The sequence below is a fragment of the Aminobacter sp. Piv2-1 genome, from assembly GCF_037625995.1.
Lineage (GTDB): Bacteria > Pseudomonadota > Alphaproteobacteria > Rhizobiales > Rhizobiaceae > Aminobacter.
Genome location: NZ_JARKMU010000014.1, coordinates 33246 through 59774 on the forward strand (window position 1 = coordinate 33246; position 26529 = coordinate 59774).

At 66.0% G+C, this 26529-nt stretch carries 28 protein-coding genes; 8 read left to right on the plus strand and 20 right to left on the minus strand.

All coding sequences use genetic code 11. The features are described from left to right. Window positions 1-7: 7 nt before the first annotated feature. The 5 genes from AmiPiv_RS21920 to dapF all read right to left on the minus strand — a co-directional run bounded on the left by AmiPiv_RS21920 (window position 8) and on the right by dapF (window position 5025). Window positions 8-175, minus strand: a complete 168-nt coding sequence (locus AmiPiv_RS21920; RefSeq protein ID WP_340040837.1) for a hypothetical protein — start codon at window positions 173-175, stop codon at window positions 8-10. Between the two features lie 165 nt (window positions 176-340). Continuing rightward, window positions 341-994: a septation protein A gene (locus AmiPiv_RS21925; RefSeq protein ID WP_340040839.1), complete on the minus strand. Its 654-nt coding sequence runs from the start codon at window positions 992-994 to the stop codon at window positions 341-343. Between the two features lie 41 nt (window positions 995-1035). Next, the gene (gene ftsY / locus AmiPiv_RS21930) at window positions 1036-2844 is read right to left on the minus strand and encodes a signal recognition particle-docking protein FtsY (protein ID WP_340040841.1); all 1809 of its coding nucleotides are present in this window, start codon (window positions 2842-2844) and stop codon (window positions 1036-1038) included. A 13-nt stretch (window positions 2845-2857) separates the two neighbouring features. Beyond that, on the minus strand, window positions 2858-4141 hold the full coding sequence (mtaB, locus tag AmiPiv_RS21935) for a tRNA (N(6)-L-threonylcarbamoyladenosine(37)-C(2))-methylthiotransferase MtaB (protein WP_340040843.1): 1284 nt from the start codon (window positions 4139-4141) through the stop codon (window positions 2858-2860). Then, the gene (gene dapF, locus AmiPiv_RS21940; protein WP_340040845.1) at window positions 4141-5025 is read right to left on the minus strand and encodes a diaminopimelate epimerase; all 885 of its coding nucleotides are present in this window, start codon (window positions 5023-5025) and stop codon (window positions 4141-4143) included. The genes mtaB and dapF overlap by 1 nt, the downstream gene beginning before the upstream one ends. 230 nt (window positions 5026-5255) lie before the next feature. Here dapF and AmiPiv_RS21945 point away from each other — a divergent pair, with 230 nt between their 5' ends. The 3 genes from AmiPiv_RS21945 (at window position 5256) to zapE (ending at window position 8588) form a co-directional block, all read left to right on the plus strand. Beyond that, entirely contained in the window at window positions 5256-6659 is a 1404-nt protein-coding gene (locus AmiPiv_RS21945) for a hypothetical protein (protein ID WP_340040847.1), read from the plus strand. A 163-nt stretch (window positions 6660-6822) separates the two neighbouring features. Further along, on the plus strand, window positions 6823-7362 hold the full coding sequence (locus AmiPiv_RS21950; RefSeq protein WP_340040849.1) for a protease inhibitor Inh/omp19 family protein: 540 nt from the start codon (window positions 6823-6825) through the stop codon (window positions 7360-7362). 32 nt (window positions 7363-7394) lie between these two features. Continuing rightward, window positions 7395-8588 carry a cell division protein ZapE gene (zapE, locus tag AmiPiv_RS21955; protein ID WP_340040851.1) on the plus strand — a complete coding sequence of 398 codons (1194 nt, stop codon included), beginning with the start codon at window positions 7395-7397 and terminating at the stop codon, window positions 8586-8588. A gap of 68 nt (window positions 8589-8656) precedes the next feature. Here zapE and AmiPiv_RS21960 read toward each other — a convergent pair whose 3' ends face one another. Then, window positions 8657-9355: a ceramidase domain-containing protein gene (locus AmiPiv_RS21960; RefSeq protein ID WP_340040853.1), complete on the minus strand. Its 699-nt coding sequence runs from the start codon at window positions 9353-9355 to the stop codon at window positions 8657-8659. 218 nt (window positions 9356-9573) lie between these two features. On the opposite strand from AmiPiv_RS21960, the gene AmiPiv_RS21965 reads away from it, so the two are divergent. Beyond that, entirely contained in the window at window positions 9574-10341 is a 768-nt protein-coding gene (locus tag AmiPiv_RS21965) for a DUF1223 domain-containing protein (RefSeq protein WP_340040855.1), read from the plus strand. A gap of 395 nt (window positions 10342-10736) precedes the next feature. Beyond that, window positions 10737-11123 carry a DUF2794 domain-containing protein gene (locus tag AmiPiv_RS21970; RefSeq protein ID WP_340040857.1) on the plus strand — a complete coding sequence of 129 codons (387 nt, stop codon included), beginning with the start codon at window positions 10737-10739 and terminating at the stop codon, window positions 11121-11123. 38 nt (window positions 11124-11161) lie between these two features. On the opposite strand, the gene AmiPiv_RS21975 is transcribed toward AmiPiv_RS21970, so the two are convergent. Continuing rightward, window positions 11162-11713, minus strand: a complete 552-nt coding sequence (locus AmiPiv_RS21975; RefSeq protein WP_340040859.1) for a DUF308 domain-containing protein — start codon at window positions 11711-11713, stop codon at window positions 11162-11164. A 198-nt stretch (window positions 11714-11911) separates the two neighbouring features. On the opposite strand from AmiPiv_RS21975, the gene AmiPiv_RS21980 reads away from it, so the two are divergent. Beyond that, complete coding sequence (locus tag AmiPiv_RS21980; protein WP_340040861.1) at window positions 11912-14014, plus strand: putative bifunctional diguanylate cyclase/phosphodiesterase; 2103 nt, start codon at window positions 11912-11914, stop codon at window positions 14012-14014. Between the two features lie 3 nt (window positions 14015-14017). Here the strand turns inward: AmiPiv_RS21980 and AmiPiv_RS21985 are convergent, their stop codons facing one another. The 6 genes from AmiPiv_RS21985 to AmiPiv_RS22010 form a co-directional block, all read right to left on the minus strand. After that, on the minus strand, window positions 14018-14896 hold the full coding sequence (locus AmiPiv_RS21985; RefSeq protein ID WP_340040862.1) for an SDR family NAD(P)-dependent oxidoreductase: 879 nt from the start codon (window positions 14894-14896) through the stop codon (window positions 14018-14020). A gap of 35 nt (window positions 14897-14931) precedes the next feature. Beyond that, entirely contained in the window at window positions 14932-15375 is a 444-nt protein-coding gene (locus tag AmiPiv_RS21990; protein WP_340040864.1) for a nuclear transport factor 2 family protein, read from the minus strand. 26 nt (window positions 15376-15401) lie between these two features. Further along, window positions 15402-16307: an NAD-dependent epimerase/dehydratase family protein gene (locus AmiPiv_RS21995; RefSeq protein ID WP_340040866.1), complete on the minus strand. Its 906-nt coding sequence runs from the start codon at window positions 16305-16307 to the stop codon at window positions 15402-15404. A 76-nt stretch (window positions 16308-16383) separates the two neighbouring features. Then, on the minus strand, window positions 16384-18033 hold the full coding sequence (locus AmiPiv_RS22000; protein ID WP_340040868.1) for a copper resistance CopC/CopD family protein: 1650 nt from the start codon (window positions 18031-18033) through the stop codon (window positions 16384-16386). 1 nt (window position 18034) lies between these two features. After that, the gene (locus AmiPiv_RS22005) at window positions 18035-18565 is read right to left on the minus strand and encodes a copper chaperone PCu(A)C (RefSeq protein WP_340040870.1); all 531 of its coding nucleotides are present in this window, start codon (window positions 18563-18565) and stop codon (window positions 18035-18037) included. Between the two features lie 96 nt (window positions 18566-18661). Then, the gene (locus AmiPiv_RS22010) at window positions 18662-19042 is read right to left on the minus strand and encodes a hypothetical protein (protein ID WP_340040872.1); all 381 of its coding nucleotides are present in this window, start codon (window positions 19040-19042) and stop codon (window positions 18662-18664) included. A gap of 206 nt (window positions 19043-19248) precedes the next feature. Here AmiPiv_RS22010 and AmiPiv_RS22015 point away from each other — a divergent pair, with 206 nt between their 5' ends. After that, window positions 19249-19665, plus strand: coding sequence for an ACT domain-containing protein (locus AmiPiv_RS22015; protein WP_340040874.1), 417 nt, complete (start codon window positions 19249-19251; stop codon window positions 19663-19665). Here AmiPiv_RS22015 and AmiPiv_RS22020 read toward each other — a convergent pair. The 3 genes from AmiPiv_RS22020 to AmiPiv_RS22030 form a co-directional block, all read right to left on the minus strand. Further along, window positions 19656-20561, minus strand: coding sequence for a bestrophin family protein (locus tag AmiPiv_RS22020; RefSeq protein WP_340040876.1), 906 nt, complete (start codon window positions 20559-20561; stop codon window positions 19656-19658). The genes AmiPiv_RS22015 and AmiPiv_RS22020 overlap by 10 nt on opposite strands. A gap of 292 nt (window positions 20562-20853) precedes the next feature. Beyond that, window positions 20854-21888 carry an aspartate-semialdehyde dehydrogenase gene (locus AmiPiv_RS22025; RefSeq protein ID WP_340040878.1) on the minus strand — a complete coding sequence of 345 codons (1035 nt, stop codon included), beginning with the start codon at window positions 21886-21888 and terminating at the stop codon, window positions 20854-20856. A 108-nt stretch (window positions 21889-21996) separates the two neighbouring features. Then, complete coding sequence (locus tag AmiPiv_RS22030) at window positions 21997-22128, minus strand: hypothetical protein (RefSeq protein ID WP_340040880.1); 132 nt, start codon at window positions 22126-22128, stop codon at window positions 21997-21999. 141 nt (window positions 22129-22269) lie between these two features. On the opposite strand from AmiPiv_RS22030, the gene AmiPiv_RS22035 reads away from it, so the two are divergent. Continuing rightward, on the plus strand, window positions 22270-23031 hold the full coding sequence (locus AmiPiv_RS22035; RefSeq protein ID WP_340040882.1) for a DUF805 domain-containing protein: 762 nt from the start codon (window positions 22270-22272) through the stop codon (window positions 23029-23031). A gap of 68 nt (window positions 23032-23099) precedes the next feature. On the opposite strand, the gene leuB is transcribed toward AmiPiv_RS22035, so the two are convergent. From leuB to AmiPiv_RS22055, 4 genes are all read right to left on the minus strand, one after another. Beyond that, window positions 23100-24203 carry a 3-isopropylmalate dehydrogenase gene (leuB, locus tag AmiPiv_RS22040; RefSeq protein WP_340040884.1) on the minus strand — a complete coding sequence of 368 codons (1104 nt, stop codon included), beginning with the start codon at window positions 24201-24203 and terminating at the stop codon, window positions 23100-23102. Window positions 24204-24351: 148 nt separating this feature from the next. After that, window positions 24352-25155 carry an endonuclease/exonuclease/phosphatase family protein gene (locus AmiPiv_RS22045; protein WP_340040886.1) on the minus strand — a complete coding sequence of 268 codons (804 nt, stop codon included), beginning with the start codon at window positions 25153-25155 and terminating at the stop codon, window positions 24352-24354. Window positions 25156-25171: 16 nt separating this feature from the next. Next, the gene (locus AmiPiv_RS22050) at window positions 25172-25552 is read right to left on the minus strand and encodes a RidA family protein (RefSeq protein ID WP_340040888.1); all 381 of its coding nucleotides are present in this window, start codon (window positions 25550-25552) and stop codon (window positions 25172-25174) included. Between the two features lie 10 nt (window positions 25553-25562). After that, window positions 25563-26393, minus strand: coding sequence for a hypothetical protein (locus AmiPiv_RS22055; RefSeq protein WP_340040890.1), 831 nt, complete (start codon window positions 26391-26393; stop codon window positions 25563-25565). Window positions 26394-26529 lie beyond the last annotated feature (136 nt).

Genomic DNA, 26529 nt, shown 5'->3' on the forward strand with positions numbered 1-26529 from the left:
AAGATGCTCAGCCGTAAACCTGCTTGAAGGCCTGGTACAGCATCTCGCTGCGGTCGGCGCGCATGTCGGCCAGGTCGCGGCCCGAGAAGCTGTCGATCTCGGCGACGAGGCGCTTGTACTGCTTGCGCTTGGCGGCGCTCTGGCGCGCACGGCTCAGAAGGCTGTCGAAGAACATGGTTACGTTCCTTTCATCCACCGCATATTGCGGCGCGATATGACCTCCCTGATCAATCTCAGGATGACATAGGAACTGCTGCACTGCAAAATAAGATGCTGCAACGCAGCAATGCGTCTCGCGCATGGCGCGTTAACGAGGGATTAGGATTTCGGGCAGCTCGGCCTATTTGCCGGGCTGCTCCTCGAGCGAATGGCGCATGATCAGCGGCATCTGGCTGAAGGTGAAAAGCAGCGTGATCGGCATGATGCCCCACACCTTGAAGGCCACCCAGGTGTCGGTCGAGAACGACCGCCAGACCACCTCGTTGACCACGGCGAGGAACAGGAAGAACAGCCCCCAGCGGAAGGTGAGCTTGCGCCAGCCCTCTGCGTCGAGCTTGAAGGCGGAATCGAAGACGTAGCCGAGCAGCGACTTGCCGAACAGCAGTCCGCCGAGCAGGATGACCCCGAACAGCGTGTTGACGATGGTCGGCTTCATCTTGATGAAGACGTCGTCCTGCAGATAGAGCGTCAGCGCGCCGAACACGAAGACCACCGCGCCCGACAGCAGCGGCATGATCGGCAGCGACCGGGTCAGCATCCACGAGGCTGCCAGCGCGATCGCCGTCGCCGCCATGAACAGGCCGGTGGCGATGAAGATCGGCCCGCCGAGATCGGCCAGCGCGGGGAAGCGGGTCGCGAGCCATTCGCCGCGCGCATTGGCGAAGAAGAACACCACCAGCGGCCCGAGTTCCAGCACCAGCTTGAGCAGCGGGCTGACCTCCTGCTTCTTGCGCTGTGGATCGGAGGGGTCGCGTTCGAGGATGGGTGCGTTCATGGCTTCCTGGCTTCCGATCGTTTCCGGCTGGCGGAAACGCATCAGGCGACTCCCGCGATCGCCTTGGCGAAGTCGCTCGCCGAAAATGGTTCGAGATCGTCGACCTGCTCGCCGACGCCGATGAAATAGACCGGCAATCTATGTTTGGCTGCGATTGCGACCAAAATACCGCCGCGCGCGGTGCCGTCGAGTTTTGTCATCACCAGGCCGTTCACGCCCGCGACATTGCGGAAGATCTCGACCTGGTTGAGCGCGTTCTGGCCGGTGGTGGCGTCGACCGTCTGCAGCACGGTGTGCGGCGCCTCGGGGTCGAGCTTGCCGAGCACGCGCACGATCTTCTCGAGTTCGGCCATCAGCTCGGCCTTGTTCTGCAGGCGCCCGGCGGTGTCGATGATCAGCACGTCCGAACCCGCTTCCTTGGCCTTCTCGAAGGCGTCGTAGGCGAGGCCCGCGGCATCCGCCCCGAGCTTGGTGGCGATGACGGGCGATTTCGTCCGCTCGCCCCAGATCTTCAGCTGCTCGATGGCCGCGGCACGGAAGGTGTCGCCGGCGGCGAGCATCACCGACAGCCCGCCCTCGGTCAGCTTGGCGGCGAGCTTGCCGATCGTGGTGGTCTTGCCGGTGCCGTTGACGCCGACGACCAGGATGACATGCGGCTTGTGCGAGAGATCGAGTTCCAGCGGCAGCGCCACCGGCTTCAGCACCTTCTCGACCTCGACCGCCATGATCGAGCGGACCTCGTGGTCGGACACGTCCTTTCCGTAGCGGCTCGACGCCAGCGCATCGGTGACGCGCAGCGCCGTCTCGACGCCGAGATCGGCGCGGATCAGCACGTCCTCGAGGTCCTGCAGCGTGTCTTCGTCGAGCTTCCGCTTGGTGAAGATGCCGGCGATGTTGCCCGACAGCTCCTTCGACGAACGCGACAGGCCCTGGCGCAGGCGCTGGAACCACGACAGGCGCGGCGCCGGCGCGGCCGCTTCGACGACCTCGGCCTTCTGCTCGACCTTCTTCTGGACGGTGACCTTGCCGGTGGAGGTTTTTGGCGTTGCAGGCGCGACCTCTTCTCCCCCCTTGAGTGGGAGATGGTCCGACGGACCAGAAGGGGTTTTCTCCGCTACTGCCGGCTCTTCCGGCGCGGCAAGCGTTTGAGCCGCATCCTTCGATTCGGCGACTCCACCCGGCCGCTGCGCGGCCGCCCTTCCCTCGAGGGGGAGGGAAATCGCGGGCTCTTCGGACTCTGGCACGGGCGCGTGCATCGTCGGCGCGGTTGCCGGGAGTTCCGGCTGCGCCGGGATCTCCTGGGGGAATTCCGGCGTGGACGGTTCTGCCGGCGGAACGGGGACCTCGACCGGTGCCGGTTCCGGCTCCACCGGGCTGGGCACTGGCGCCGGTTGCTCGGTGGGCTTTTCAGGCTCGGTCGCAGGAACTTCCGGCTCGGGTGCGGGCTCGGGCTCTTCCGGCGGAGCCGGCTGCGGCGCAGGCTCCGAAGGCACCGGCTGCTCGGCGGGCTTGGGTTCGGGAACCGATGGCGGCGCGGGCGGGGTTTCGGGCGCGGGTTCCGGCTTCGGTTCCTGGGCGAGCGCGACCTCTTCTCCCCCCTTGAGGGGGAGATGGTCCGAAGGACCAAAGGGGGGCGTCTCCGAGGCTTCGGCGACCCCACCCCGATCGACTTCGTCGATCGACCCTCCCCTCAAGGGGGAGGGAGTTTCGGCGACTGGCGCCTCTTCCGCCGGCTTCAGTGCCTCCAGCGCGTCGAAATTCAGCGGCGGCAGGACCTCGGTCTCGGCCGGCTGCTCGACGGTCTCCTTCTTGCCGAAGGAGAAGACTTTCTTGATGAACCCGAATGCCATGCGGTCGCTTTCGTCAGGCCGCGCGTGCGGCGGCCGGTGCCGCTGTCAGCCGCTCGCCGTTGTGCCCGGCGATGTCGACCTCGACGATTTCGCCCGCAGCACCCTGGTCGAGCGCAACAAGCGTAAACCCTTCCGTCCGCCCAAGCCCCTCGCGCTCGACCAACACCTTCTGGCGCGAGCCCTTGAGCGCTTCGAGATGGCCCCTGTAGGCGACATCGCCGGCGGTGCGCAGGCGCGCGGCGCGCTGCTTGACGATCTCGCGGCGAACCTGTGGCATGCGCGCGGCGGGCGTGCCCTCGCGCGGGCTGAACGGGAAGACGTGGAGATGGGTCAGCCCGCACTCCTCGACGACGCGGATCGAGTTCTCGAACATCGCGTCGGTCTCGGTCGGGAATCCGGCGATGATGTCGGCGCCGAAGACGATGTCGGGGCGCAGATTGCGCACATCGGCGCAGAATTTTATCGACTGGTCGCGCAGGTGGCGGCGCTTCATGCGCTTGAGGATCATGTCGTCGCCCGACTGCAGCGACAGATGCAGATGCGGCATCAGCCGTGTCTCGCTGGCGACGGCCTCGAGCAGATCCTCGTCGGCTTCGATGGAATCGATCGACGACAGCCGCAGGCGGCGCAAGTCGGGCACCTGGCGCAGGATCGTCTTGACCAGCTTGCCCAGGCGCGGCGCGCCCGGCAGGTCGGCGCCATAGCTGGTCATGTCGACGCCCGACAGCACCACCTCGGCATAGCCGTTGCCGGCGAGGCGCTTGATCTGCTCGACCACCGCACCCATCGGCACCGAACGCGAATTGCCGCGGCCATAAGGAATGATGCAGAAGGTGCAACGATGGTCGCAGCCGTTCTGCACCTGCACGAAGGCGCGCGCGCGGCCCTCGATGGCATCGACCATGTGGCCGGCCGTCTCGCGCACGGAAAAGATGTCGTTGACGCGGGCCTTTTCGAAGTCGTTGACGCCGAAGTCCGGCAGCGCCCGGTAGTTGTGCGCCTTGAGCTTCTCTTCGTTGCCGAGCACGAGGTCGACCTCGGCCATATCAGTGAAGGCGGCCGGATCGGTCTGCGCGGCACAGCCGGTGACGATGATGCGCGCGTCCGGGTTCTCCCGCCGTGCCTTGCGGATCGACTGCTTGGCTTGGCGCACCGCTTCACTGGTCACCGCGCAGGTGTTGAAGATGACCGCGCCGCCCTTGAGCTCCTCGAGCCCGGCAGCCTTGGCCTCGCGCTTCATCACCTCGGATTCGTAGGTGTTGAGGCGGCAGCCGAAGGTAACGACATCCACCGCCATCAGGCGACGTCCTGCTGGTCGCGGCGCCAGGCGCCGGTGGCCGGGTCGAAGCTGCCGGAGAATTCCCACTCGGCCGGGCCGGTCATGACCACGTGGTCGTCGGCGCGCCAGTCGATCTTGAGCGTCCCGCCGCTCGGCACGGTGACCGTGACAATGCGCCCGGTGCGGCCGGTGCGCGCGGCAGAAACGGCAGCCGCACAGGTAGCCGAGCCGCAGGCCAGCGTCAGGCCGGCGCCGCGTTCCCAGGTGCGCAGGTTCAGCGTCTCGCGCGAGGTTACCTGGGCGATCGAGATGTTGGCGCGCTCGGGGAAGATCGGGTGGTTTTCGAGCAGCGGTCCAAAGCGCCCGAGATCGTAGCTCCAGACGTCGTTGTCGACCCAGAAGATGGCGTGCGGGTTGCCCATCGAGGCGACCGAGGGCGAGTGCAGCACCGGCGCGTCGATCGGCCCGATCTGCAGCTCGATGGCGCGCGTGTCGCGGAATTCCTCGGCCAGCGGAATGTCCTGCCAGCCGAAGCGCGGGATGCCCATGTCGACCGAGATCGTGCCGTCGTCGTGCTCCTCGGCGTTGAGGATGCCGGCCACGGTCTCGAAGGTGAACAGCTTCTGGCCGGTCTCGGCGGCGAGCGCCTGCACGACGCAGCGCATGCCGTTGCCGCAGGCCTGCGCCATGGTGCCGTCCGAATTGATGATCTCGATATAGTTCGCGGTGCCCGGCGTGCGCGGGTCGTGAATCGCCATGATCTGGTCGAACTTGGTCGCCGGATCGGCGGCCAGCGCGATCGCCGCGGCAGGCGTGACGCGGTCCGCACGGCCGCGCATGTCGGCGACGATGATGTCGTTGCCGAGCCCGTTCATCTTGGCGAAAGGGGCCTCATTGGCCATGGCGGAAAAATTCTCGCGGCTGTTTGGCGCTATATGGCGGAAAGCTCGCGGAATTACCAGTGTCGCGCCAATTTGCGTGACCCGCCGAGCAACGCGACAATTGCCAGCGCCTAACGCCTGAGCAGTCCTGCAAGCACCTCGATCGGTGTTGAGACAAGACGCTAAATAGCTGTTCATCGCCTCGATTGTGCTGCAATCATCGAAAGCGGCGCAATTCATGCGGGGGTAACATGCGCATTGTGGCTTCGATTGCTGTTTCGCTACAGCTTATTTCGTCCGCCTTGTCCGAAGAACAGAGTTTCAGTCGCGCGCCAAGTTGCAAATATGGGGCCGAGATCGAGAAAGCCGCCGACTTTCTTCTGACTGACCCGGCCACAAAATCACGCTTCCGCCGAAACCTGTATGCCACCGATGCAGCCTATATGAAGCTGCACTATGGCGAGACAAGCTATGCTGTCGGTTCCGAGCTGTTGAGCAGCCTGATGCAGGCAGATCAACCTCCCGCGAGGCTCGATGAGCTTCGCTTTGCCTATGCCAACAACGCGGATCGGCGGAAGCTATACGACAGCCTTCCAGCCGATCCGGGTGCACGCAAAGCGATTGCAATGCTTGGCCCATCCGGATGGCGCGCAGCGATCATCGACGGCGACGAAGACTGGCTGCTTGCAAATCTTGCTGAATGGCGAGCCGCAGACCCATTTGGATTCGACGCTGAAATCGATCCACTCGCATCCGCGCTGCTGGATTTGGACGATGAAGTGAAGCTCCGGATTTCGCAGAAGGCGGAAAAACTGGGCATTTCCAGCCTTGCGGTCGACCTGCTGACCACCCTCTACGACCTCCAGCCACTTATCTCTATCCTCGATCGCACAAAGGAAATGGATTCGCAGCGATCCAGAATAGTTCGATCAGCAAGATGGAACAGCCTGTCAAAACCGCTATTTGAAATCGAAAAGCAGCCAAAGGAAATAAAAGACGCAAAATTTGAGCTTTGGCTCCAAAGGATCTTCGATGCGATCGATGTGGCGCCGGAGGCATTCATACTTTACCCGCTGATGCAGTATACGGGCGACATGAGGCTAGGCACGGTTGTGGCGGAGAGCATGCTCGCCGGCATTGCCGGAGGCTCGCTGGATCCGGTCGCCGACCCCGACAAATCCATAGCCATCATGATCGCACTGCTCGACCAGATCTACGGTCGAGATGAGCGGGTCCAACTATTACAACGCGTCACGTCAACCGGCCCCGGCCGACCCGGCCAGTCGGCGTTGGAAATGGTCGACCGCGCATTGGCTCGCTACGCCATGCGGCCACTGTTTAGCGACCCTCGGCAATCGACTGCACCTTCGCGCCCGCCCGCCCTGTCACAAGCGTTCCCTTGGGACCAGTGGTCACAGATCGCCTTGGCTCTGAGACAGGGCAAGCCGATCAAGCCCGAGATGAAGCTTGTCGCCGCCGATCTGCTTGCCGCTTCCGGGCTTATCGGAGCTGCGATAGCCACACTCGGCTCCGACGGTAGCATGAAGGCGCGGCAGCAAACCTACGAGTTGATGCTGTCGCTGGATCGCCGTTGCGCACAATGGTTCAGCCACCCACTGCCGTTATCGGACCCTCTTTATCGGTTTGACAATTGACGGATCGTTGGCGCTTTCTTGCTGCGACAAATTTGCAACAATTTCATACGCAAACCCTATTTTAACCATATCGGGTTGAAATTCTGCCAACTTCGCCGCTTTAGAGGCGAGCTATCGACCACGCGGGGGCGCCCCCAAGAACCGCCCCGATGGAGGGACTGCAATGGCACTATCGAACCCTGGCCTGCTGGCCGCATCGCTGATCACGCTGATGACTGTGGCCGGCTGCACCAGTTCGCGCCTTTCCTCGATGGATTCCCAGCCGGCACCGCTGCCGCCGGCTCCTGCCGGCACCGTGACCAGCGGCCAGCTGCCGCCGCCCGCGGCACCCGGCACGGCGAGCGCCTCGCAGTTTCCGGCGGCACCGCAGACCCAGGTCGCGGCCCTGCCGGCGGATGGCGGCGCAGTGGCGGCCAACGCACCCGATCTCACTGCCGCCAGCGTCGCTGGCGTGTGGAGCGCCTCGGTCTCCGGCCAGAGCTGCAAGGTGGCCACCCCGCAGACCAAGTTCGGCCAGGGCTTCCGCGCCGGTCCGCTGCGCTGCCCGGCTCCGGTCGACGGCGTCAGGTCGTGGAACGTCTCGGGCAAGCAGCTGACGCTCTACGACGATGCCGGCTCGCCGCTGGCACGGCTCTATGCGTCAGGTGAGGGCCGCTTCGACGGCCAGACCTCCAACGGCCTGCCGATCTCGCTCAACCGCTGACGCGGCGTCTCCTCCCGCGGTTGGAATGAACCATGCACGTGCGTGACGGCCTGCAGACCCACGTGACCGTCAGGCAGCGCTACGACCATCTTGTCGAGCTGGGCACGGTGCGGCCGGATTCGGCCCAGCTCGCGATCGTCGCCGCCCTCGACCGGCTGATCGACGAGATTTCCGACAAGCGGCTGGCGCGCAAGTCGAGTGCGCTGGGCTGGCTGTTCGCCAGGGGCAAGCCGCAGCGCGAGCCGATCAAGGGGCTCTATGTCCATGGCGGCGTCGGCCGCGGCAAGACCATGCTGATGGACATGTTCTTCGAGCTCGTCCCGGTCAAGCACAAGCGCCGCGTCCACTTCAACGACTTCATGGCCGACGTCCACGACCGCATCCAGAAGCAGCGGGCGGCACGCAAGAACGGCAAGTCGCGCGACGACGACCCGATCCCGCCGGTGGCCGCACAGCTCGCCGAGGAGGCCTGGGTGCTGTGCTTCGACGAGTTCTCGGTCACCGACATCGCCGACGCGATGATCCTGTCCAGGCTGTTCTCGGCGCTATTTGCGCGGGGCGTGGTTCTCGTCGCCACCTCGAACGTGGCGCCTCGCGATCTCTATCGCGACGGCCTCAACCGCCAGCTGTTCCTGCCCTTCATCGGCCTGCTCGAGGCCAACTCCAGGGTCCTCAATCTCGACGCCGACACCGACTACCGGCTGGAGAAGCTCGACCGTGTCCCGGTCTACCTCACCCCGCTCGGCGAGGCGGCGGACCGCGACATGGACAAGGCCTGGGCCAAGATCACTCATGGTGTTGCTGCCGAGCCTGCGACGGTCGCCGTCAAGGGCCGCAAGGTGGCGGTGCCCGCTGCCGTCGGCCATGCCGCGCGCTTCTCCTTCGCCGACCTCTGCGACAAGCCGCTGGCAGCCCGAGACTATCTGGCGATTACGGCGCACTACAAGACGATCTTCGTCGACCATGTGCCGGTGATGGCCGAGGCCAACCGCAACGAGGCCAAGCGCTTTATCCTTTTGGTCGACACGCTCTACGACCAGCACATCAGGCTGGTGATCAGCGCCGCGGCATCACCCGACAAGCTCTATGTCGGCAAGCGCGGCCACGAGGCCTTCGAATTCGACCGCACCTCGTCGCGGCTTATCGAGATGCAGGGCGCCGAGTGGCTCGAGGGTTGGGCCGAAAGGCATGCCGCCGCGGACAGTGCGGTCGCAGCGGCGGTCTGACTGCCAGCAGGACTGCCACGCTGATGCGGGGGCGAGCGCCTTGGCGCGAACTTCTCGTCTCTCGGCCGTCAGGCCCTTGCGACGCCGGCGATGTGCCGAGGCGCGCTGCCCGGCCTTGCGTAGCGTGCCGTGGCGGACAGCAGCACCCCGAGCATCAGGCCGTTCAGCAGGTGCCACATGAAATGCGTGCCGATCGGCAGGCTGTCGCAGAGCAACGGGTCGGCGACCCGGCAGGCAACCGAGCCGGCGAAGATCGCCGCCGCGGCGATATTGTACCAGCCGGCAGGGTTGCCGCGGGCAATCACCATGCCGCCGAAGACGATCAGGGCAAGGAACGGCGGCAGGTATCCGGTGGTGCCGTTGGAGGCCGCCCGCAGCCAGTCGGGCTGCATGAAGGTGGCGAAGCCGACCACGACGTAGAAGGCGAGGAAGATGCTGAGCGCCCTGGGCCACGGCAGGGCGGCGAACCGCCGGAGATTGAACAGCGTGTAGGCGAGCGTGAAGCCGGCGATCGGCAAGATGTCGGCCCATTTGGTGCCTTCGGTGGCGAAGGTGTGGAACAGCGTCGAGCCTATCCCGATCGCCACCACCCACCAGCACAGCAACTCGGCGAAAGCACCGGCCTCGTGGCGCCGTACCTCGTAGATGCCCCACAGGCCGGCGGCGAAGAAGGCGAGGTTGCTTGTTGCATTGAACGGCTCTGCCCACAGCCCCGGCTCAAGACGCTCGCAATAGAGATCGACGTTTCGACCGAGATATTCCAGCATTGTACCCGCCTCGTCCCGCCACGATCGAATATTAGCTTCAGTTTCATGACAAACGTAGAGGATTCGGTCTGAACGTGGCAAATGCGTCCGTAAAGCGAGGGAGGCTTGCAGTGCTAGAAGTTTCACCTCAACGTGACTTCACGTTGAATGGCGCTTCTGCCACATAATGGCCGCAACCATAAAAAGCCGGTAACGCCGGCCGAGGAAGTTGGATCGGAATGGAGTTTCGCGCATCTCGTTGGCTGGCGGGTCTGGTGCTGGCCGTGGGCGCCATTGCCGGCTCGGCGACAGCCGAGGCGAAGGAGCGTCCCCTTGGCGTGATCGAGCTCTTCACCAGCCAGGGCTGCAGTGCCTGTCCGCCCGCCGACGAGCTTTTCGCCGAATTCGCCGGCAGGGACGATATCGTCGCGCTGGCCTACCACGTCACCTACTGGGACTATCTCGGCTGGCAGGACAATCTCGCCAGCAAGGAAAACACCGACCGGCAGTACGGCTACATGCGTGCCTTCGGCGCGCGCGCCGTCTACACGCCCCAGGCCGTCGTCAACGGCCGCACCCACATGAGCGGCGCCAAGCGCGACGACATCACCCAGGCGCTCGACAATCTCGAGAAGACCGGCCAGGGCCTCAACGTCGACATCCACGTCAGCGAGAGCGCCGACACCATCTCCATCGACGTCGGCCAGGTCGAGGGGCCGCAGCGCATCAATGCCCATCTGGTGCTGGTCTATTTCGGCCCGCCGCAACTGGTCGATCTGCAGCGGGGCGAAAACCAAGGGCGCCGCATCACCTACTGGAACGCGGTCTCCGACGTGAACACCGCCGGCATGTGGCACGGGGAGGAACAACGCTTCGACCTGCCGCGCAGCGAGGTCGAGAAGAAGGGCGGGGCCGCGGTGCTCCTGCAGGCCGTGGGCAAGGACGGGCTGCCGGGCCCGATCCTCGGGGCGGCAGTCATCCGCAAGGCGCCTGGTCCGGTGCGCTGAGCGCAAGAAGCAAAAAGGCCGACGTCGGCTTTCGCCTGGCGCCGGCCTAGATTTGGGATCGTCGCACCGCCGGCTCATCCCTAGGGAGAACCGAGGTTGGTTCGATCCGACTCTGGCCCGTGGGCGGGGGGCTTGGGGTTTACGAGCCGGTGCCGGACCGAACCGTCTCAGGCAACACGGGTAAAGTCGTCGGACATTGGGGCGTCAGCGCGGATAAAAAAAGGCAGGAATGTGGCGAGACATCACCAATTCCAACAGTTTGTTTCGTAATCGTTACCAAGGCTGTAATCTTTCGTGAACCCTTCGCCGAATGGTTTGATTCGGCTTCCCGGGTTGCAATTCGAGCGCGAATGCGCGACCCTCGGAGGGGTCGGAATCTGCAAAGGGAATCATTGATGACCGATCGCAGTGCCGGGGCGGAGGACGGCGAGACATCCGCAGTCCTGATCCCGCTCCACGAGGCCCGCCGGGAGCGCCAGGATCTGCCGGTGGCCTTCGAAAGGCGGGAACTGGACCAGATCCTCCGGCTCTATGGACGCATGGTCGCCGCCAATGAGTGGCGCGACTACGCGATCGACCACATGAGCGATCGCGCCATCTTCTCGGTGTTCCGCCGCACCAGCGAAACGCCGCTCTACCAGATCGTCAAGGACCCCAAGCTGGCGCGCAAGCAGGGCGCGTTCAGCGTCGTCGCCGCTGGCGGCCTCATCCTGAAGCGCGGCCATGAGCTCGCCCGGGTGCTGGGTGTCTTCGACAAGCGCCTGAAGTTGGTCGAGGCCTGAACCAGCCGCCATCGCGACGTGAGGGGCCGCGAGGCCGATCAGCCGTCCATGCGGATGCGCCAGGCGCGGTAGATCAGGGCCGCCGCATAGGCGAGCATCAGCAGCATGGCCACGCGCATCAGCGTTCCGGCGCTCGTCAGCGGCACGAATATCAGTGCGAGGCCGAAGGCGGCGTAGATCGCGCCGCCGACGAATGTTGGCCAGAGGCGCGTCTGCCGCTCGCTGCCCAGCATGCTCGAGGCCATCTCGATCAAGCCGACCAGAAGCGCCAGCAACCCCACCAGCCAGGCCAGGAAAGCCGGGGTGAAGACCGTGGTCAGCACCCCGCTACCAATGACGAGGACACCGGCAGCGATCGACAGCAGGTTGCGGGCGAGTGTGAACCAGTGGCCTGCGTCTTTCGGAGCCGCATAGTCGACCGTGGCAAGCCCCAACACCCCGTCGACCAGCAGCAGCCCGCCTCCGACCAGCACCAGCAGCTGCACCGCCTGCGCGGGGTAAACAAACGCGACCAGCGCCGCCGCGGCGATGAGGATGCCGCGCAGGGCCGTCAGCACCGCTTCGAACCGTTGCGATCTTTCTGCGGCCATCTCTTGCCTCCATTGCCGCGGCCATTGTGGGGACATCGGGCAGGGCTTGGCAATGGCCCCCCGAACCGGGGATGCCCCGCGGGGCGCGCCAGCCGCTGGAATCCTGTACGATTCGTAAATTAGCGATTTCTTTGAATTTTCGGACGAACACTCCTCGCCGGGGCAGTCGGAATTGTGCTGGCATTGGGGGCTGGGGCGATGTTCAAGGTCATTTCCTGTCTTGCTTACGAGCACGACTATTCCTTCGTGATGGTCGCGGCCATCGTCTGCATCGCCGGCGCGGCGATGACCATGCGGCTCTTCGAACGCGCCGCCCGGCTTTCGCCCGAAGCCCGCAACGCCTGGATCGTGCTGTCCGGCATCGCCTGCGGTTCGGCGATCTGGACCACCCATTTCGTCGCCATGCTCGGCTTCCGCCTGCCCTTCGAGGCGGCCTTCGACCCGGTCCTGACCATTGCGTCGCTGCTCATCGCCATCGTCTTCACGGCGGCGGGGCTGCACCTGTCGCTCAGCCCGCCCAAGGGCTTGCCGGTCGAGATCGGCGGCGTCGTCATCGGCATCGGTATCGTTGCCATGCATTTCACCGGCATGCGCGGTTACGATTTCGCCGGCCGCATCGAATGGGATGCGACGCTGGTGAGCGCCTCGATCCTGTTCGCCGTCGCCTTCGGCGCGCTCACCATGCACCTGGCGGCCAGGCAGCCGGTCCGCCATTCCAAGCTCTTGTCGGTGATCAGCCTCGTCCTCGCCATCTGCACCATGCATTTCACCGCCATGGGTGCGGCGACACTGGTTCCCGACCCCTCGGTCGTGGTGCCGGCCAAGCTGTTTTCGAGCGAGTTCCTGGCCGTGCTCGTGCTCGCCACCATGGCCATCATCGCCGGGCTGACGCTTTCGGTCATGGATGCCAAGTCGCAGCGCGAGCTGGTCGACAGCTTCCGCCATGCCGCCCAGCACGACCCGCTGACGGGCCTACCCAACCGTGCCTTCCTGTCCGACAACCTGCCGGCCATGCTGTTGCGCAGCGATGCGGCCGGCCGGAAGGCTGCGGTCATCGTCGTCGATCTCGACCGCTTCAAGGAGATCAACGACGTCCATGGCCACAGTGTCGGCGACCAGTTGCTGCGCACGCTCTCGGCCAGGCTCAAGGGGCTGATCGGCTCGGGCGAGCTGGTCGCCCGCGTCGGCGGCGACGAGTTCGTCGCGGTCAAGCAGGACGTGTCCTCGTCGCGCGAGATCGACGATTTCGTCCGCCGCCTCATCGACGGCGTCCTAGACCCGGTCCAGAGCAAGGCCAAGACCCTGTCGGTCGGCGCCAGCGTCGGCATCAGCGTCTACCCCGACCACGCGGCCTGCGCCGACGATCTGATCGGGGCCGCCGACCTTGCCATGTACCGGGCCAAGCGCGCCGTCTCCGACAAGGTCTGCTACTACGACAGGTCGATGGACGAGGGTCGGCGCGAGCGCAGCGCGCTCGCCATCGAGCTGCGCCATGCGCTGGAGCGCGACGAATTTGAGCTCTACTACCAGCCCCAGCACGACGTCCGCACCGGCGAGGTCGGCGCCTACGAGGCACTGCTGCGCTGGCATCACCGCGAGCGCGGCATCGTCCCGCCCGAGGAATTCATCCCGATCGCCGAGGAGAACGGGCTGATCATACCGATCGGCGAGTGGGTGCTGCGCACCGCCTGCGCCGAGGTCGCCGGCTGGCGCAAGCCCTACAGGATCTGCATCAACATCGCCGCAGCGCAACTCACCCAGGCGGACCTGCCCAAGGTCGTGCACGAGACGCTGCTTGCCACCGGGCTGCCGGCGTCGCGGCTCGAGCTGGAGGTCACCGAGGCCAGCATCATCGAGGACCGCGACCGCGCGCTTCATATTGTCCGCCAGCTCAAGGCGATTGGCGTCACCATTGCCATGGACGACTTCGGGGTCGGCTATTCGTCGCTGTCGACGCTGCAGATATTCCCCTTCGACAAGGTCAAGATCGACCGCTCCTTCGTCGACGACGTGGCCAGCAACGACGCCTCCGCAGCGATCGTGCGCGCCACGATCCTGCTGGCCAACCAGTTGAAGATCCCTGTCCTCGCCGAGGGCGTGGAAAGGCAGGAGAACTTCGAGTTCCTGCGCGCCGAAGGCTGCGCCGAGATGCAGGGCTTCCTGTTCGGCAGGCCGCAGCCGCTGTCCGAGATCGCCGGTCTCGTCGGTCGCCCCGACATCCATCCGGCGGAGCCGTCCAGGGCAGGCGCCGGCCCGCGGCTCGAGGGCGCGGCGCTCGAAACGCGGCAGAGCGCCGCCTGACGTCTAGCCCCTTCGGGCGTGCGGCCGTGGCGTGTAGCCGTCGGCCTCGATGACCGGCAGATGCGTCCAGCCGTTGTCGCCGGGCATGCGCATCCAGGCACCCGCGGCGAGCACGCCGCCGTCGACATGGATGGTCGTGCCGGAGACCCAGCCGGAGAGCGTATCCGAAGCCAGGAAAAGGGCCGCGCCCGCCGAGTCCGCGCCTTCGCCGAAGCGGCCGATCGGGAACCAGCGTTTGAGATGGTCGAGATTCTCCGGCGGCACCCTGGGCGTCGCCACGATCTGCGCCGAGTTGGTGGTCTCCGGCGCGATGGCGTTGACGCGTATGCCGTACTGGCCGAGTTCGACGGCGAGGCTCTGGGTGAAGCCGGTGACAGCCGCCTTGAACGCCGAATAGACGACGGTCATCGGGATGCCGCGGAAGGCCTCGATGGTCGACACGTTGACGATGCTGCCCCCGGCGCCGCCCGCCCGCATCAGCGGTATGGCAGCCTTGCTCATGTGGAACATGTGCAGCAGGTTGATGCCGTAGAGCGCGTCCCACTCCGCCTCGCTCGACTGCTCGAACGGCGTCTTGAAGCCGAGATAGTCGCCGACATTGTTGACCAGCACGTCGAGCCGGCCGAAGCGCACCGCGACCGCCTCGACGACGCGGGCGACGTCGGCCGCCTTGCGCACGTCCGCCTCGACGATGAGATGAGCGTCCCCCAGGGCCGCGCGTACCGAAGCCGCGCGAGCCGGATCGATCTCGGCCACCGCGACCTTCATGCCGGCTCGGGCGTAGAGCTCGGCCGTCGCGCGGCCGATGCCGGCGCCGCCGCCGGTGACGATGGCCACCTTGCCGGCCAGGCCGAGTATCGGGAGTTCTTCCGCGCTGGTCATCTTGTCCTCCGCAACCGGCAAATCGGGGTCAGGCCTCAGGCCGGGGTTTCCTGCACTTCGTAGGTATGCGTCGCCACCACCGCCAGCTCGCGCCGCGCCAGCTTCCAGCCGTCGCCAGTTCGGGCAAAGCGGTCCAGGTAGCGGATGGTCATCTCGTAGCAGAGATAGCGGCCGGCGGGATCGCGGAAGTAGTGGCGGGCGATGCAATACGTCTCGCCTTCCGCACCGCCCTCGATCGGCTCGATCATCTGGTTGAGCACGGCGTGGAAGGTCTTGAGATAGCGCTCCCTGAGCATCGCCGGGATGCCGCGGATCTGCTCCGGCCCTTCAAAGGTTCCGCGCGGCGCGACGATCATGCCATCTGCGGTGAACTGGGCCGCGAGCAATGCGCCGTCGCCGCTGTCGACCGCGTGCGCATAGCGTTCCGACACCCTCCGGAGTGCTGCTTCCAGGAGCAGCGCGCGCTGGTCGTCGGCCATGATTGCCTCTCCAAACGGTCGTTGCGCTATGCGCCGGACACCTGGGCGAAGACCTCGCGCAGCGCCCGCTGCACGTCGTTGCGGCGATAGCCGAGCAGCCTGGTCTCCTCGGGATCCGGCTCGTAGGCGAGCACGTTGCCGCGTCCCGGCACGATGAAGAAGTCGGGCAGCAGCGGATGTTCCTCGTTGCGCTCCTCGACCCGGTGCGGATTGCCGACCGCATCGAACAGCGCCTGGAAATACTGCTGGAAGGTCAGGTTCTCGTCGCCGACCAGATAGGCCTTGCCGCTCTCGGCGCGCTGGAACGCGCCCCAGATCGCCTCGGCCAGCGACTGCACCGACATGTAGTTGGTGCCGCCGGGCGGGGCGAAGACCGGCAGCTGTGTCTCGCCGCGCGCATAGGCCATCAGCGTCTCGTAGCGCTTGGTGGGCAGGCCCTTCACATAGCCGACGATCGACGGCGGGTTGAGCGTCGAGACGTTGAAGTCGTCGGTCGCCAGCGAGCGCACGCCTTCGTCCGCCAGGCTGCGGCTGCGCACATAGGCGTTGGTCTCGACCAGGTTGGGCATGACCTGGTGGTAGTAGCTGCCGATATGGACGACGCGGCGCACGCCGGCCTTGCGCGCCAGCTCGACGAATGCCGGCACGCCCTCGATCTGCATCTTGGCCCAGAATTCGTTCTCGTCGGTGCCCTTGGGCAGGTGGCGGATGTCGTTGCCGGCGGCAAACAGGATACCGTCGAAGGGCGCGAGATCGGCGGCGGAAAAGTCGCCCCTCGTGTAGTCGCCATAGATGGTCGGATAGGCGGCCATCGGTGTCGAATCGGGCGCCGGCTTGCGCGCGGCCAGCACCACTTCGTTGCCGAGCCCCTTGAGATAGCCGGCCGTGTGGCCGCCGATCATGCCCGTTCCGCCAATGATGAGGATTTTCATGCGCACGCTCCCGGGCACCTAGCAAAGAATGCCCGGACGATAGGCGGCGATGCCGATGCGGCATCGTCCGTATCGACTACCAGCCGGTGGCCGGACGAATGGCGACCTTGCCGTCCAGCGTCGTCCGCTGGCTCTCGGAGATGGCGATGTCGATGGCGACGTTCCAGGTGCCGGCAGCCGGCAGGTCGAGATCGTCGACGCGCCATGTGCCGTCGCCGGGCTTGTAGGCGTCGGCATTGATCTCGGCGGAACCCGACCGGCTCAGCCTCAGTGTCACGCCGCGCGCATCGAGCGGGTCGAAATCGACCGACATGACGACGATCGAGGCGCTCGCCTTGCCGGCATGGCCCGGCGCGATGGCTAGATCGGCCATGGCCTCGGCCGTTCCAATGTGGATCGTGGCGGGTTCGGCTGCTTCGATCGCCAGTACGCGCGGCGGCGGCGTGAAGCGGAAGCCGGCGACGACGCCTAGGATCGCGACCATCAGCAGCGTTTCCACCGCGATGCTGCGCACCAGCCAGCGCCGGGCGCCTGCCTGTTCGGCCAGCGCCGGCCTGGTCAGCTGCCAGCGGTTGATGCCTGCGAGCAGGAGCAGAAGCACCGCCAGCCCGAGCTTTCCCAGCAGCAGCCGGCCATAGTCCGAGTGCCAGAGCGCCAACGGTGTTTCGACCTGGACGGCTGCCAGCACCAGCCCGGCGACAAGGAGCGCAGCCAGTACATAGGGGATGGCCATCGCGAAGCGGCGCAACGCGGTCTCCGCGTCCTCGCCGCCCTCGCGCCAGGCAAGGCCGAGCGGCAGCAGTGCGCCGGCCCAGAAGGCGATGCCGGTGCCATGGACGAACACCATCGGCTGCGTCAGCCATTGCGGGGCGGCGGCGCTGGCATGGCCGCTTGCCGCCAGCGCCGCGCCTGTGCCGGCCAGGGCGCTGAGCGAGAGCCAGCGTGCCGGCCTGCCTCCGACAGCCAGGGACAGCAGCGCAGCGCCCAGCGCCAGGAAAGCGAGGGCAGCGGTGAAGCCGTAGCTGGTCGCCGCCGCGGCCCGCCAGGCCATCGCGCTGCCGAACAGGCTGAGCGGCGCGCCCATCGCATCGAGCCCCTGGAGCCCGAAGGTGACGGGGGCAGCAGCAAGCCCGAGCACGACGAACGCGCCTGCCGCTCCCCCGCCGGGTCGCCTTTCGGGCAGCAGCCATGCCAGCGCGAATGCCCCGCCGACGCCGAGGAACAGGCCGAGATAGAGCGCGAGCCTGGCGCTCCAGATGGCTAGGCGCAGCGCGTCGTCGGTAGGATCGGGCGCAGCGGGCGGCTCGGCACTGGGGCTGCCCAGAGAAAAAGTCAGAACGCCGCCGATGGGATGCCCGTCGGAGGAAACGGTGCGCCAGGAAAGCAGGTAGGTGCCGGGGGCGTTCTGTCCGGGCCATTCGACCGTCAGATCGGCTCCGGTAGCCTTGGCCGTCAACCGCGACGAACTGCCGTCAGGCGCCACGAGGTCGGTGACGAGCGGGGTCACCTTCTCGCTGAAGCCGAGCACGATCCCGACGGGCGCCGTCTGAAGCACGGCGCCTTCGGCCGGCGTGGAGCGCAGCAGCGAGGAATGTGCATCAGCCGTCGCCGTCGCGCCGAGGAAGGCCGCGACGGCGAAGACGAGGCGGCAGATCAGCAACGGCAGGCGCGCGCCAACCCCGGCAAAGCCGGCCCCGGGATGGGAAGGACGGCGCGCGCTCACCATGTCAATGGCCCGAGTGGTCCTGGCTCTGGCCGCCCATCTTGTCGACCGCGAACTCGACCGTCACCGCTCCGGCCTTCTCGAAGGTCAACGTGCCGGAGAACTTTTCACCCTCCTTCACCGGCGCCTTCAGGCCGATGAACATGATGTGGTAGGAGCCCGACTTGAAGGCGACTTCGCCGCCGGCGGGGATTTCGACACCGTCGGTGATCTGGCGCATCTTCATGATGCCGTCGGCGCCGACGCTCATCTGGTGGATCTCGGCCTTTTCGGAGATGTCGGACTGGATCGAGACCAGGCGGTCGGCCTCGCCGCCCTTGTTCTTGATCACGAGGTAGCCGCCGGCGACCCGCGCTCCGGGTGGCGTTGCGCGAGACCAGGGGTGGTCGATTTCAAGCTGGCCGCCCTTGAATTCGTGGGCGAAAAGCCCGTGAGCCGTGGCAAAAAGCATTGTCAGCGCAAGCACGACGACGCCGAGGCGCTGTTCGATGCTGCCGAAAAGCGGGCGCGCGATGGCGCGAGCGGAAATGTTCATCTGGAACTCCGATAGGGTAGGCGCCGGCACTGGCGGCGCAAGAAGCTGTGTCGAAAAGGTCGGGTCGCCGCGGCGTCTCGGTCGCGGCTGCGGGCGTCAGACCGCCGGCGGCGGCGCGCGCGGACTGCCGGGGTCGTGATCCTGCGCCGTCGACGGGTCGAGACGTGCAGGCACGAAGGCCACCGCCGCCCGGCGTGACCGCCCGACCGGAAGGGTTGCGCCGTCCGGCGGCGAAGCCATCGGCGTTGCGAACATGTTGCAGCCGAGCGAACAGCATTCGGGCAGGCTCGGGTGGCCGCTCTTTGCCGGTGCCGTGTGATCGGTGCTCGAGGTGATGCAGAGCGGATTGCCGAACATGTCGAGCGGCGGGGAGCCCTGGCCGAGGGCGAGCGCACCTGCCGTGGTCTGCAGCATGAGGATCAGCGCCACGGCGAGCGCGGCCCCGATACTCCATCTCTTGCGGGCAAATGCGATCAACAGGTGCAAACCTTCAGCTTCGGTGGAGAGTTAGCATTTTCGCCATCGGCGGAAAATCGCCGCGGGCTGCGACATTTTCGGGAGTGCGGCCCATGCTCACGAATGGAAGCAGTTCTCGGGTATGCTTGACCCATCGTCTCGGACATCTCACCTTCGGCGCCGAATTGGGCCTGCATCGGCCCAAGAGCCCTGCAGCGAGGCAAAAAATGAACGGCGAGACCGACCTCCAGCTTCTGCTGGCTTCCATGGCGCCGCAGCTTGCACCCGATCTCTATGTCTTCGCCACCGTGCCGCACGGGGCACCGGTGCCTGCCGGCGTGGATGTGGTGATGAGCTTTCGCGAAGCCGAGGGGATGACGCTCATCTTGCGCGAGGAGGATGCGCGGAATGCCGGCGTCGAGGCTGCCTTCGCATGCCGCATGGTGACCCTCGACATTCATTCATCGCTGGAGGCGGTCGGCTTCCTCGCTGCGATCACCGCGCGCCTCGCTGGCGCCGGCATGGGGGTCAACCCGGTCTCGGCCTTCTATCATGACCATCTTTTCGTGCCTGCCGACCGGGCGGACGAGGCGATGGCCTTGCTGAAGCAACTGGCAGCAGAGGCCGCCCGGGCTCACGAATAGAAGTAGTTCTCGGCGGCGAGCATCGGCGGCGGCGTCTCGCCCAGCGCCTCGAACACGGAGATCTCGCAGACGCGGCAGAGCCCGTCGAGCGCCAGGTCGTTGGCCTCCATGCCGAACGGGTCCTCCAGCTCCTCCGAAAGCGCGTCGAGGCCGAAGAAGGTATAGGCGATGAGCGCTGTGAACAGCGGTGTCGCCCAGCCGGCGGACCCCGCCAGCCCGAAGGGCAGCAGCAGGCAGAAGATGTAGGCCGTGCGCTGCAAGAGCAGCGTGTAGGCGAAGGGCAGCGGCGTGCCCATGATGCGCTCGCAGCCGGCCTGGAGTGCGGCGATGGCCGACAGCCTTTCGTCGAGGATGCGGTAGTCCATCGCTTCCAGCGCCTTGGCCCGCTTCAGCGCGCCGATCTTCTGCCCCATGCGCCGCATCACGGCGTCCGGCCGGTTGGTGGCCGCCTGGATTTCATCCACCGCGTCGCCGATGAAAGGCCGTGCCGCCTCGCGCGTGTCGACCCGGCGCAGTTCGCCGCGCAGGAAATGGCAGAACGCCAGCGCGTCCATCAGCAGCGGCCGCAGTTCGGCGCGGTCGGAAATCATCGCCGTGGCCGCGCGTGAAAAGTTGCGGATCTCGAAGACGAGCTGGCCCCATAGCTTGCGCGCCTCCCACCAGCGGTCGTAGGCGGCGTTGTTGCGGAAACCGAGGTAGATGGACAGCGCCACGCCGAGCAGGGCGAATGGCGCCACGCCGGCATTGCCGAATTCGAGACCGAGCAGCCTGACGGCCATCACCACCAGGGCGCCGTAGGCGGCAAAGCCGATGATCTGCGGCAGGATGCGCGGTACCACCGAACCGCGCATGACGAAGAACAGCTTGAGCAGGTTCGTGCGCGGGCGGACGATCATGTGGCGTGGAAACCTCGGTGGCCGGGCCGTCATTGTGCGCTGAGAAGCGCGGTCAAGTCACGCCGAATCGCGCCGCGATAGGTCGTTTCATCGAATTGTTTCAGAGGCTTGCAACAGGCGCGCCAGGATGAGCGGCATCTGCGATGCCGGCGCGCTTCCCCATCCCCACAGGGAAGAAGGAAAAGCAGGTAGGATCGGCGATGGCGAGCAGCCCGCGACCCGTGGGATGCCGGTTGTCCGGCTGCGCGGCAGACAGCCAGCCGCCGAAGCGGCCGGCCATTTTCGGCTGCCGTCAGGCCGCCTTCTGCTTCGGCTGGATCAGGCCGCGCGCGACCAGGAGCTCGGCGATCTGCACGGCATTGAGGGCCGCGCCCTTGCGCAGGTTGTCGGATACGATCCACATGGCGAGGCCGTTCTCGACCGTGCCGTCCTCGCGGATGCGCGAGATGTAGGTCGCGTCCTCGCCGGCCGTTTCGACCGGGGTGGCGTAGCCGCCGTCCTCACGCTTGTCGATGACCAGGCAGCCCGGTGCCTCGCGCAGGATGTCGCGCGCCTCGTCGGCGGTGATCGGTTCCTCGAACTCGATGTTGACGGCCTCGGAGTGGCCGATGAACACCGGCACGCGCACCGCGGTCGCCGTCAGCTTGATCTTGGGGTCGAGCATCTTCTTTGTCTCGGCCACCATCTTCCACTCTTCCTTGGTGTAGCCGTCCTCCATGAAGACGTCGATGTGCGGAATGACGTTGAAGGCGATGCGCTTGGTGAACTTCTTGGCTTCCACCGGATCGGCGACGAAGACGGCGCGCGTCTGGGTGAACAGCTCGTCCATGCCTTCCTTGCCGGCGCCCGAAACCGACTGGTAGGTCGAGACGACGACGCGCTTGATCTTCGCCTTGTCGTGCAGCGGCTTCAGCGCCACCACCATCTGGGCGGTCGAGCAGTTCGGATTGGCGATGATGTTCTTCTTGGTGAAGCCGGCGATGGCGTCCGGGTTCACTTCCGGCACGATCAGCGGCACTTCGGCGTCGTAGCGCCAGGCCGAGGAGTTGTCGATGACGACGCAGCCCTGCTTGCCGATCTTGGGCGACCATTCCTTGGAGATGTTGCCGCCGGCCGACATCAGGCAGATGTCGGTGTCGGAGAAGTCGTAGGTGTCGAGCGCCTTCACCTTCAGCGTCTTGTCGCCATAGGACACTTCGGTGCCCTGGCTGCGGCGCGAGGCGAGCGGAACCACCTCACTGGCGGGGAAGCCGCGTTCCTCGAGGATATTGAGCATTTCGCGGCCCACATTGCCCGTGGCGCCGACGATCGCAACCTTGAAACCCATCAGATCACTCCTGTCCCTCTCCGCTCGTTTCCTGGAGAAAACCCGCTGGCCAGCGCGGGCTTCATCCCCCGGGCCGGACCCGGGAGAGGGTGAGCAGGCCAAGGGAAATCACACCGTTTTGGTGGTGGTGGTTTTGGCCATGGTTTTGGTCGAAAGCAGGGAAACGGCTCCGCGCCCGGCACGATTTCTGTCGTGGCCGGGGAAATCAAATGCGAAAAGCGCCATCAAGAGGCCGCGCATCGGAGGGGTTCCCTGTTCGCCGCCGCTTTTATCCGGTTTCGGCAAAGAGTCAATCGCGGCAGGGCCGGTTCAGTCCTTGGACTTGCGAGGATCGCCGACAATGCCCATCCTGCGCAAATCACTTGCTGGATGGGGGCATCGATGCGAGGAGAAGTTCTGCACTACGATCAGGCCGAGGGCTTCGGATTCATCACCGGGGTCGACGGCAACCGCTATGCCTTCGCCCGCGAGGACATGCGCCAGGCAGCCACGATGGGCAAGGGCACCCAGGTGGAGTTCACGCCGTCCGGCGGGCAGGCCCGCGATGTCTTCGCCATCCATGCGCCAATTGAGCGCCCGACAGCCCCCGTCCCCCAAGCGGGGCGGTCGGTGCCGCAGTTCGGCCGCAGCGGCGCGACGGAGAGCATGTCGCCGCAAACGGGCTACGCACCCGCGCCAACCCCGAGCTACGCATCTGACAGCGGTGCATCGACCGGGCTGTGGTCCCATTTCCGGCAGGCGATCACGACCAACTACGTCAATTTCCGCGGCCGGGCGCGTCGGAAGGAGTATTGGGGCTACGTTCTGTTCTGGCTGATCGCCGTAACGGCGCTTGCCATCGCAGGCTTGGCCGTCGATGCCGCGACGGGCAATCTCGACGCGGGCATGGGCGAGCCCGTCATCGGATTCGCGCTTCCCGGCCTGTTCGTCGTGGCAACGCTCCTGCCCGGCCTCGCAGTCACGATACGCCGGATCCACGACCTCGGCCTTTCGGGCTGGTTCTATCTGCTGATCCTGCTGCCCTATGTGGGCGGCCTTATCATCTTCGTCTTCACCCTGATCCCGTCGCAGAAGCACGAGAACAGATGGGGGCCGGTGCCTGCGGGGGTAAGAATCCCCACGCCTTACGTTCCGACCGCCTGAAAACTTCCGTCCGGCCAAAGCAAAAGCGGCGCCCCAAGCAGCGCCGCCTTTTGTTGTTCAGCCAGGCTTCAGGCGAAGAACTTGGCCACGATGGCGTCGCCCATTTGGGTCGTGCCGACCTCGGTCTTGCCTTCCGACATGATGTCCTTGGTGCGCAGGCCGTCGTCGAGCACGGCGGCGATCGCTGCCTCGAGGCGGTCGGCCTCGGCCACCATGTTGAACGAATAGCGCAGGCACATGGCGAAGGACGCGATCATGGCGATCGGGTTGGCGATGCCCTTTCCGGCGATGTCGGGGGCCGAGCCGTGCACCGGCTCGTAGAGTGCCTTGCGCTTGCCGGTCTTGGCGTCGGGCGCGCCCAGCGAAGCCGAGGGCAGCATGCCGAGCGAGCCGGTCAGCATGGCGGCCACGTCCGACAGCATGTCGCCGAACAGATTGTCGGTGACGATGACGTCGAACTGCTTGGGCCAGCGCACCAGCTGCATGCCGCCGGCGTCGGCCAGCATGTGGTCGAGCTTAACGTCCGAATACTTGGCCTTGTGGCTGGCGGTCACCACCTCGTTCCACAGCACGCCCGACTTCATGACGTTGCGCTTTTCCATCGACGTCACGTGGTTCTTGCGGGTACGGGCCAGCTCGAAGGCGACGCCCGAGATGCGCTCGATCTCGAAGGTGTCGTAGACCTGCGTGTCGATGCCGCGCTTCTGGCCGTTGCCGAGGTCGATGATCTGCTTGGGCTCGCCGAAATAGACGCCGCCGGTGAGCTCGCGCACGATCAGGATGTCGAGGCCCTCGACCACTTCCTGCTTGAGCGACGACGAGGCGGCCAGCGCCGGGTAGCAGATCGCCGGACGCAGGTTGGCGAACAGCTCCATGTCCTTGCGCAGGCGCAAAAGGCCGGCCTCGGGACGCACCTCATAGGGGACCGCGTCCCACTTCGGGCCGCCGACCGCACCGAACAACACCGCGTCCGCGGCCATCGCCTTGGCCATGTCGGCGTCGGAGATCGCCTGGCCATGGGCGTCGTAGGCCGAGCCGCCGACGAAGCCTTCCTCAGTGGCAAAGCCGCTGCCGAGCTTCTCGTTCATGGCCGCGATCAGCTTGCGGACCTCGGCCATGGCCTCGGGGCCGATGCCGTCGCCGGGCAGGAGAAGAAGATTGCGCGTCGCCATGGGAAACCTTTCCGAAAGATGCGTGAACCGCGGCCTTGCTAGCCTTGGCGGGGCGCCGGTGCAAGCGGGAAAGGGCGTGCGAGAAGGCGCAAATGGCCCCACCATCGCATGTTGAGTTGGATTCGTGTCCCAACAGGCCTGAGGCAGCCTACCCGATCTCCAGCAGCAGGGCGCGGTGGTCGGAGACCTCCGGTTCGGCCACTACCTCGAAATTACGCACGTCGACATTGGCGCTGACCAGCATGTAGTCGGCGAAGCGCGGCATCTTGCGGTAGAAAGACGTCCGCGTGTCGGTGAAGCCATGGGACGTGACCAGCTCCGTCAGCCCGATGTCGCGCAGCGCTGTGAGCATGCGGCCGTCAGGCAGCACGTTGAAGTCGCCGCAGACGACCAGGCCGTCTCCATGACGGCGTATCCTGCCGATCATCTCGATCAGCTTTTTGGTCTGGATGTCGCGTGCCGGCGTGTCGCCCTTGCCGTCGAGTTCGCGCAGGCCGTGGAGATGGACGACCACGGTCGTCCGCCCCGAGGCATAGTCGTGCAGTCGCACGGCATGGGCGTTGCGCGAGCGCGGATGTTCGCCGAAGCCGTCGGCCGAAAAGCCGCCGTGGATGAAATCCTGCGCCTGCCCGACGATCGAAATTGAGCGCCTGACGAAGGTGCCCAGCCCCCATTCGGACGGAATCGCCCGGTCGCCGTCATGAAGCGGGCCGCGCGCGGCGGGACAGAAGAAGGCCTGGTGACCGGGCAGGGCGCCCGCCACCTCGGCGAACAGGTTGGCACGCTGCGCAAGTTCGCCGCCGCCATCGCGATAGATCAGGCACGGCGTTGTCGCCTCAAGCGTGTTGGTCACCTCCTGCAGGCAGAGCACGTCGGGGTTCTCCGCCCTGACATAGTCGACCAGCTGCTCGCCGAGCCTGCCGCCCCAGCCGTTCAGCGATAGGATGCGCAAGCAGCTCTCCCCGCGGTCACCTGCGCTTCAGCGCGGTCACCTCGATCTCGATCTTCATCTCGGCCTTGTTGAGCTGGCAGACGATCATTGTCGCCGCCGGGCGGATGTCTGAAAAAGTCTCGCCGAGGATCGGGAATACCAGGTCCACATGGGCTTGGTCGGTGATGTAGTAGTGTGCCCGCACCACGTCGGCCATGACGAAGCCGCCCTCTTCGAGCGCCTTGGCGATGGTCGCCAGGCAGTTGCGCGTCTGCGCCTCCACGCTCTCGGGCATCGTCATGGTGGCGTAGTCGTAGCCGGTGGTGCCCGAGACGAAGCACCAGTCGCCCTGCACGACGGCGCGCGAATAGCCGGCCGTCTTCTCGAAGGGCGAACCGGTGGAGATCAGCTTGCGCATGGCGTCCGCCTCACTGCGAGACCAGGGCCTTGGTCATGGCGTCCTTCACGTCCGCCGGCCATTCGGCCAGTGCCGGCCAGGCTCTGGGCTCCGGCGTGTCGCCCGCCTGGGCGAAATAGAGCTTCTTGCCGGCGGCATCGACGCCGATGAAGGCGTCGGCGCTGCCGCAGGCGTGCGGCACGCAGCCGCTGGCGAAGAGCACGCCCGAAGCCGTCTTCTCCGGCTCGCCCGCCACCGACAGGCCGAGCGCCACCTGTTCGAGCTGGTCGCCCAGCAGCGCTGCCGCCGCCGCATAGAGCTCGGCATTGGCGAAGAAGTCGCTCGGATACGTGATCTTGTCGGGCGCAATGTCGGCCCAGGTGGTGCCGGGCTGCGGCGTGAAGCTCAGCTCACCCGCGACCTTGAGGCCGTCCTGCGGTGACCAGCTGCGCACCGGTGCCTTCGATCCCGGTCTGAGATAGGGTACGAAATAGAGCGCATCGCTGGTGGCGGCCGCCGGCGGGGTGCCGCATTCGTCGGCGCCGACGGTGGTCGACTGGATGCCCGCCTCCGTTTTCCAGGCAAGCACCGTCGCGGGGCCGCAGGCATTGCCGCCGTCGCCGACGTCGAAGATGGCGACCTTGGTTCCGTTGAGGTCCACTGTACGCTCGTAATAGGCGACGTAGTTGCGGGCGAGTTCCTTGCCGTCATAGGCGAGGACCTTGTCGAGCTCCTCGGTCTCGTTGATGGTGAAGGTGCCGCCCTCGAAGGGGATCTCCACCGGCTCGTCCGACTGGGCCAGTGCCTGTACCGACAGGCTGCCCGCCAGCGCGATCGAGGCAAGGAGGGTGGACGGCTTCATGCAACGCTCCCGAAATCCAATGTGATGTCCGGAGCGGCCCTTGTCGCGCTCCGAATCCCGGAGCGCGACAATGCCATGGCGCCGTTGCGGTGTCAGCCGTTCCGCATTGCGCCAAATCGACGTTTGTGGCTTGCCA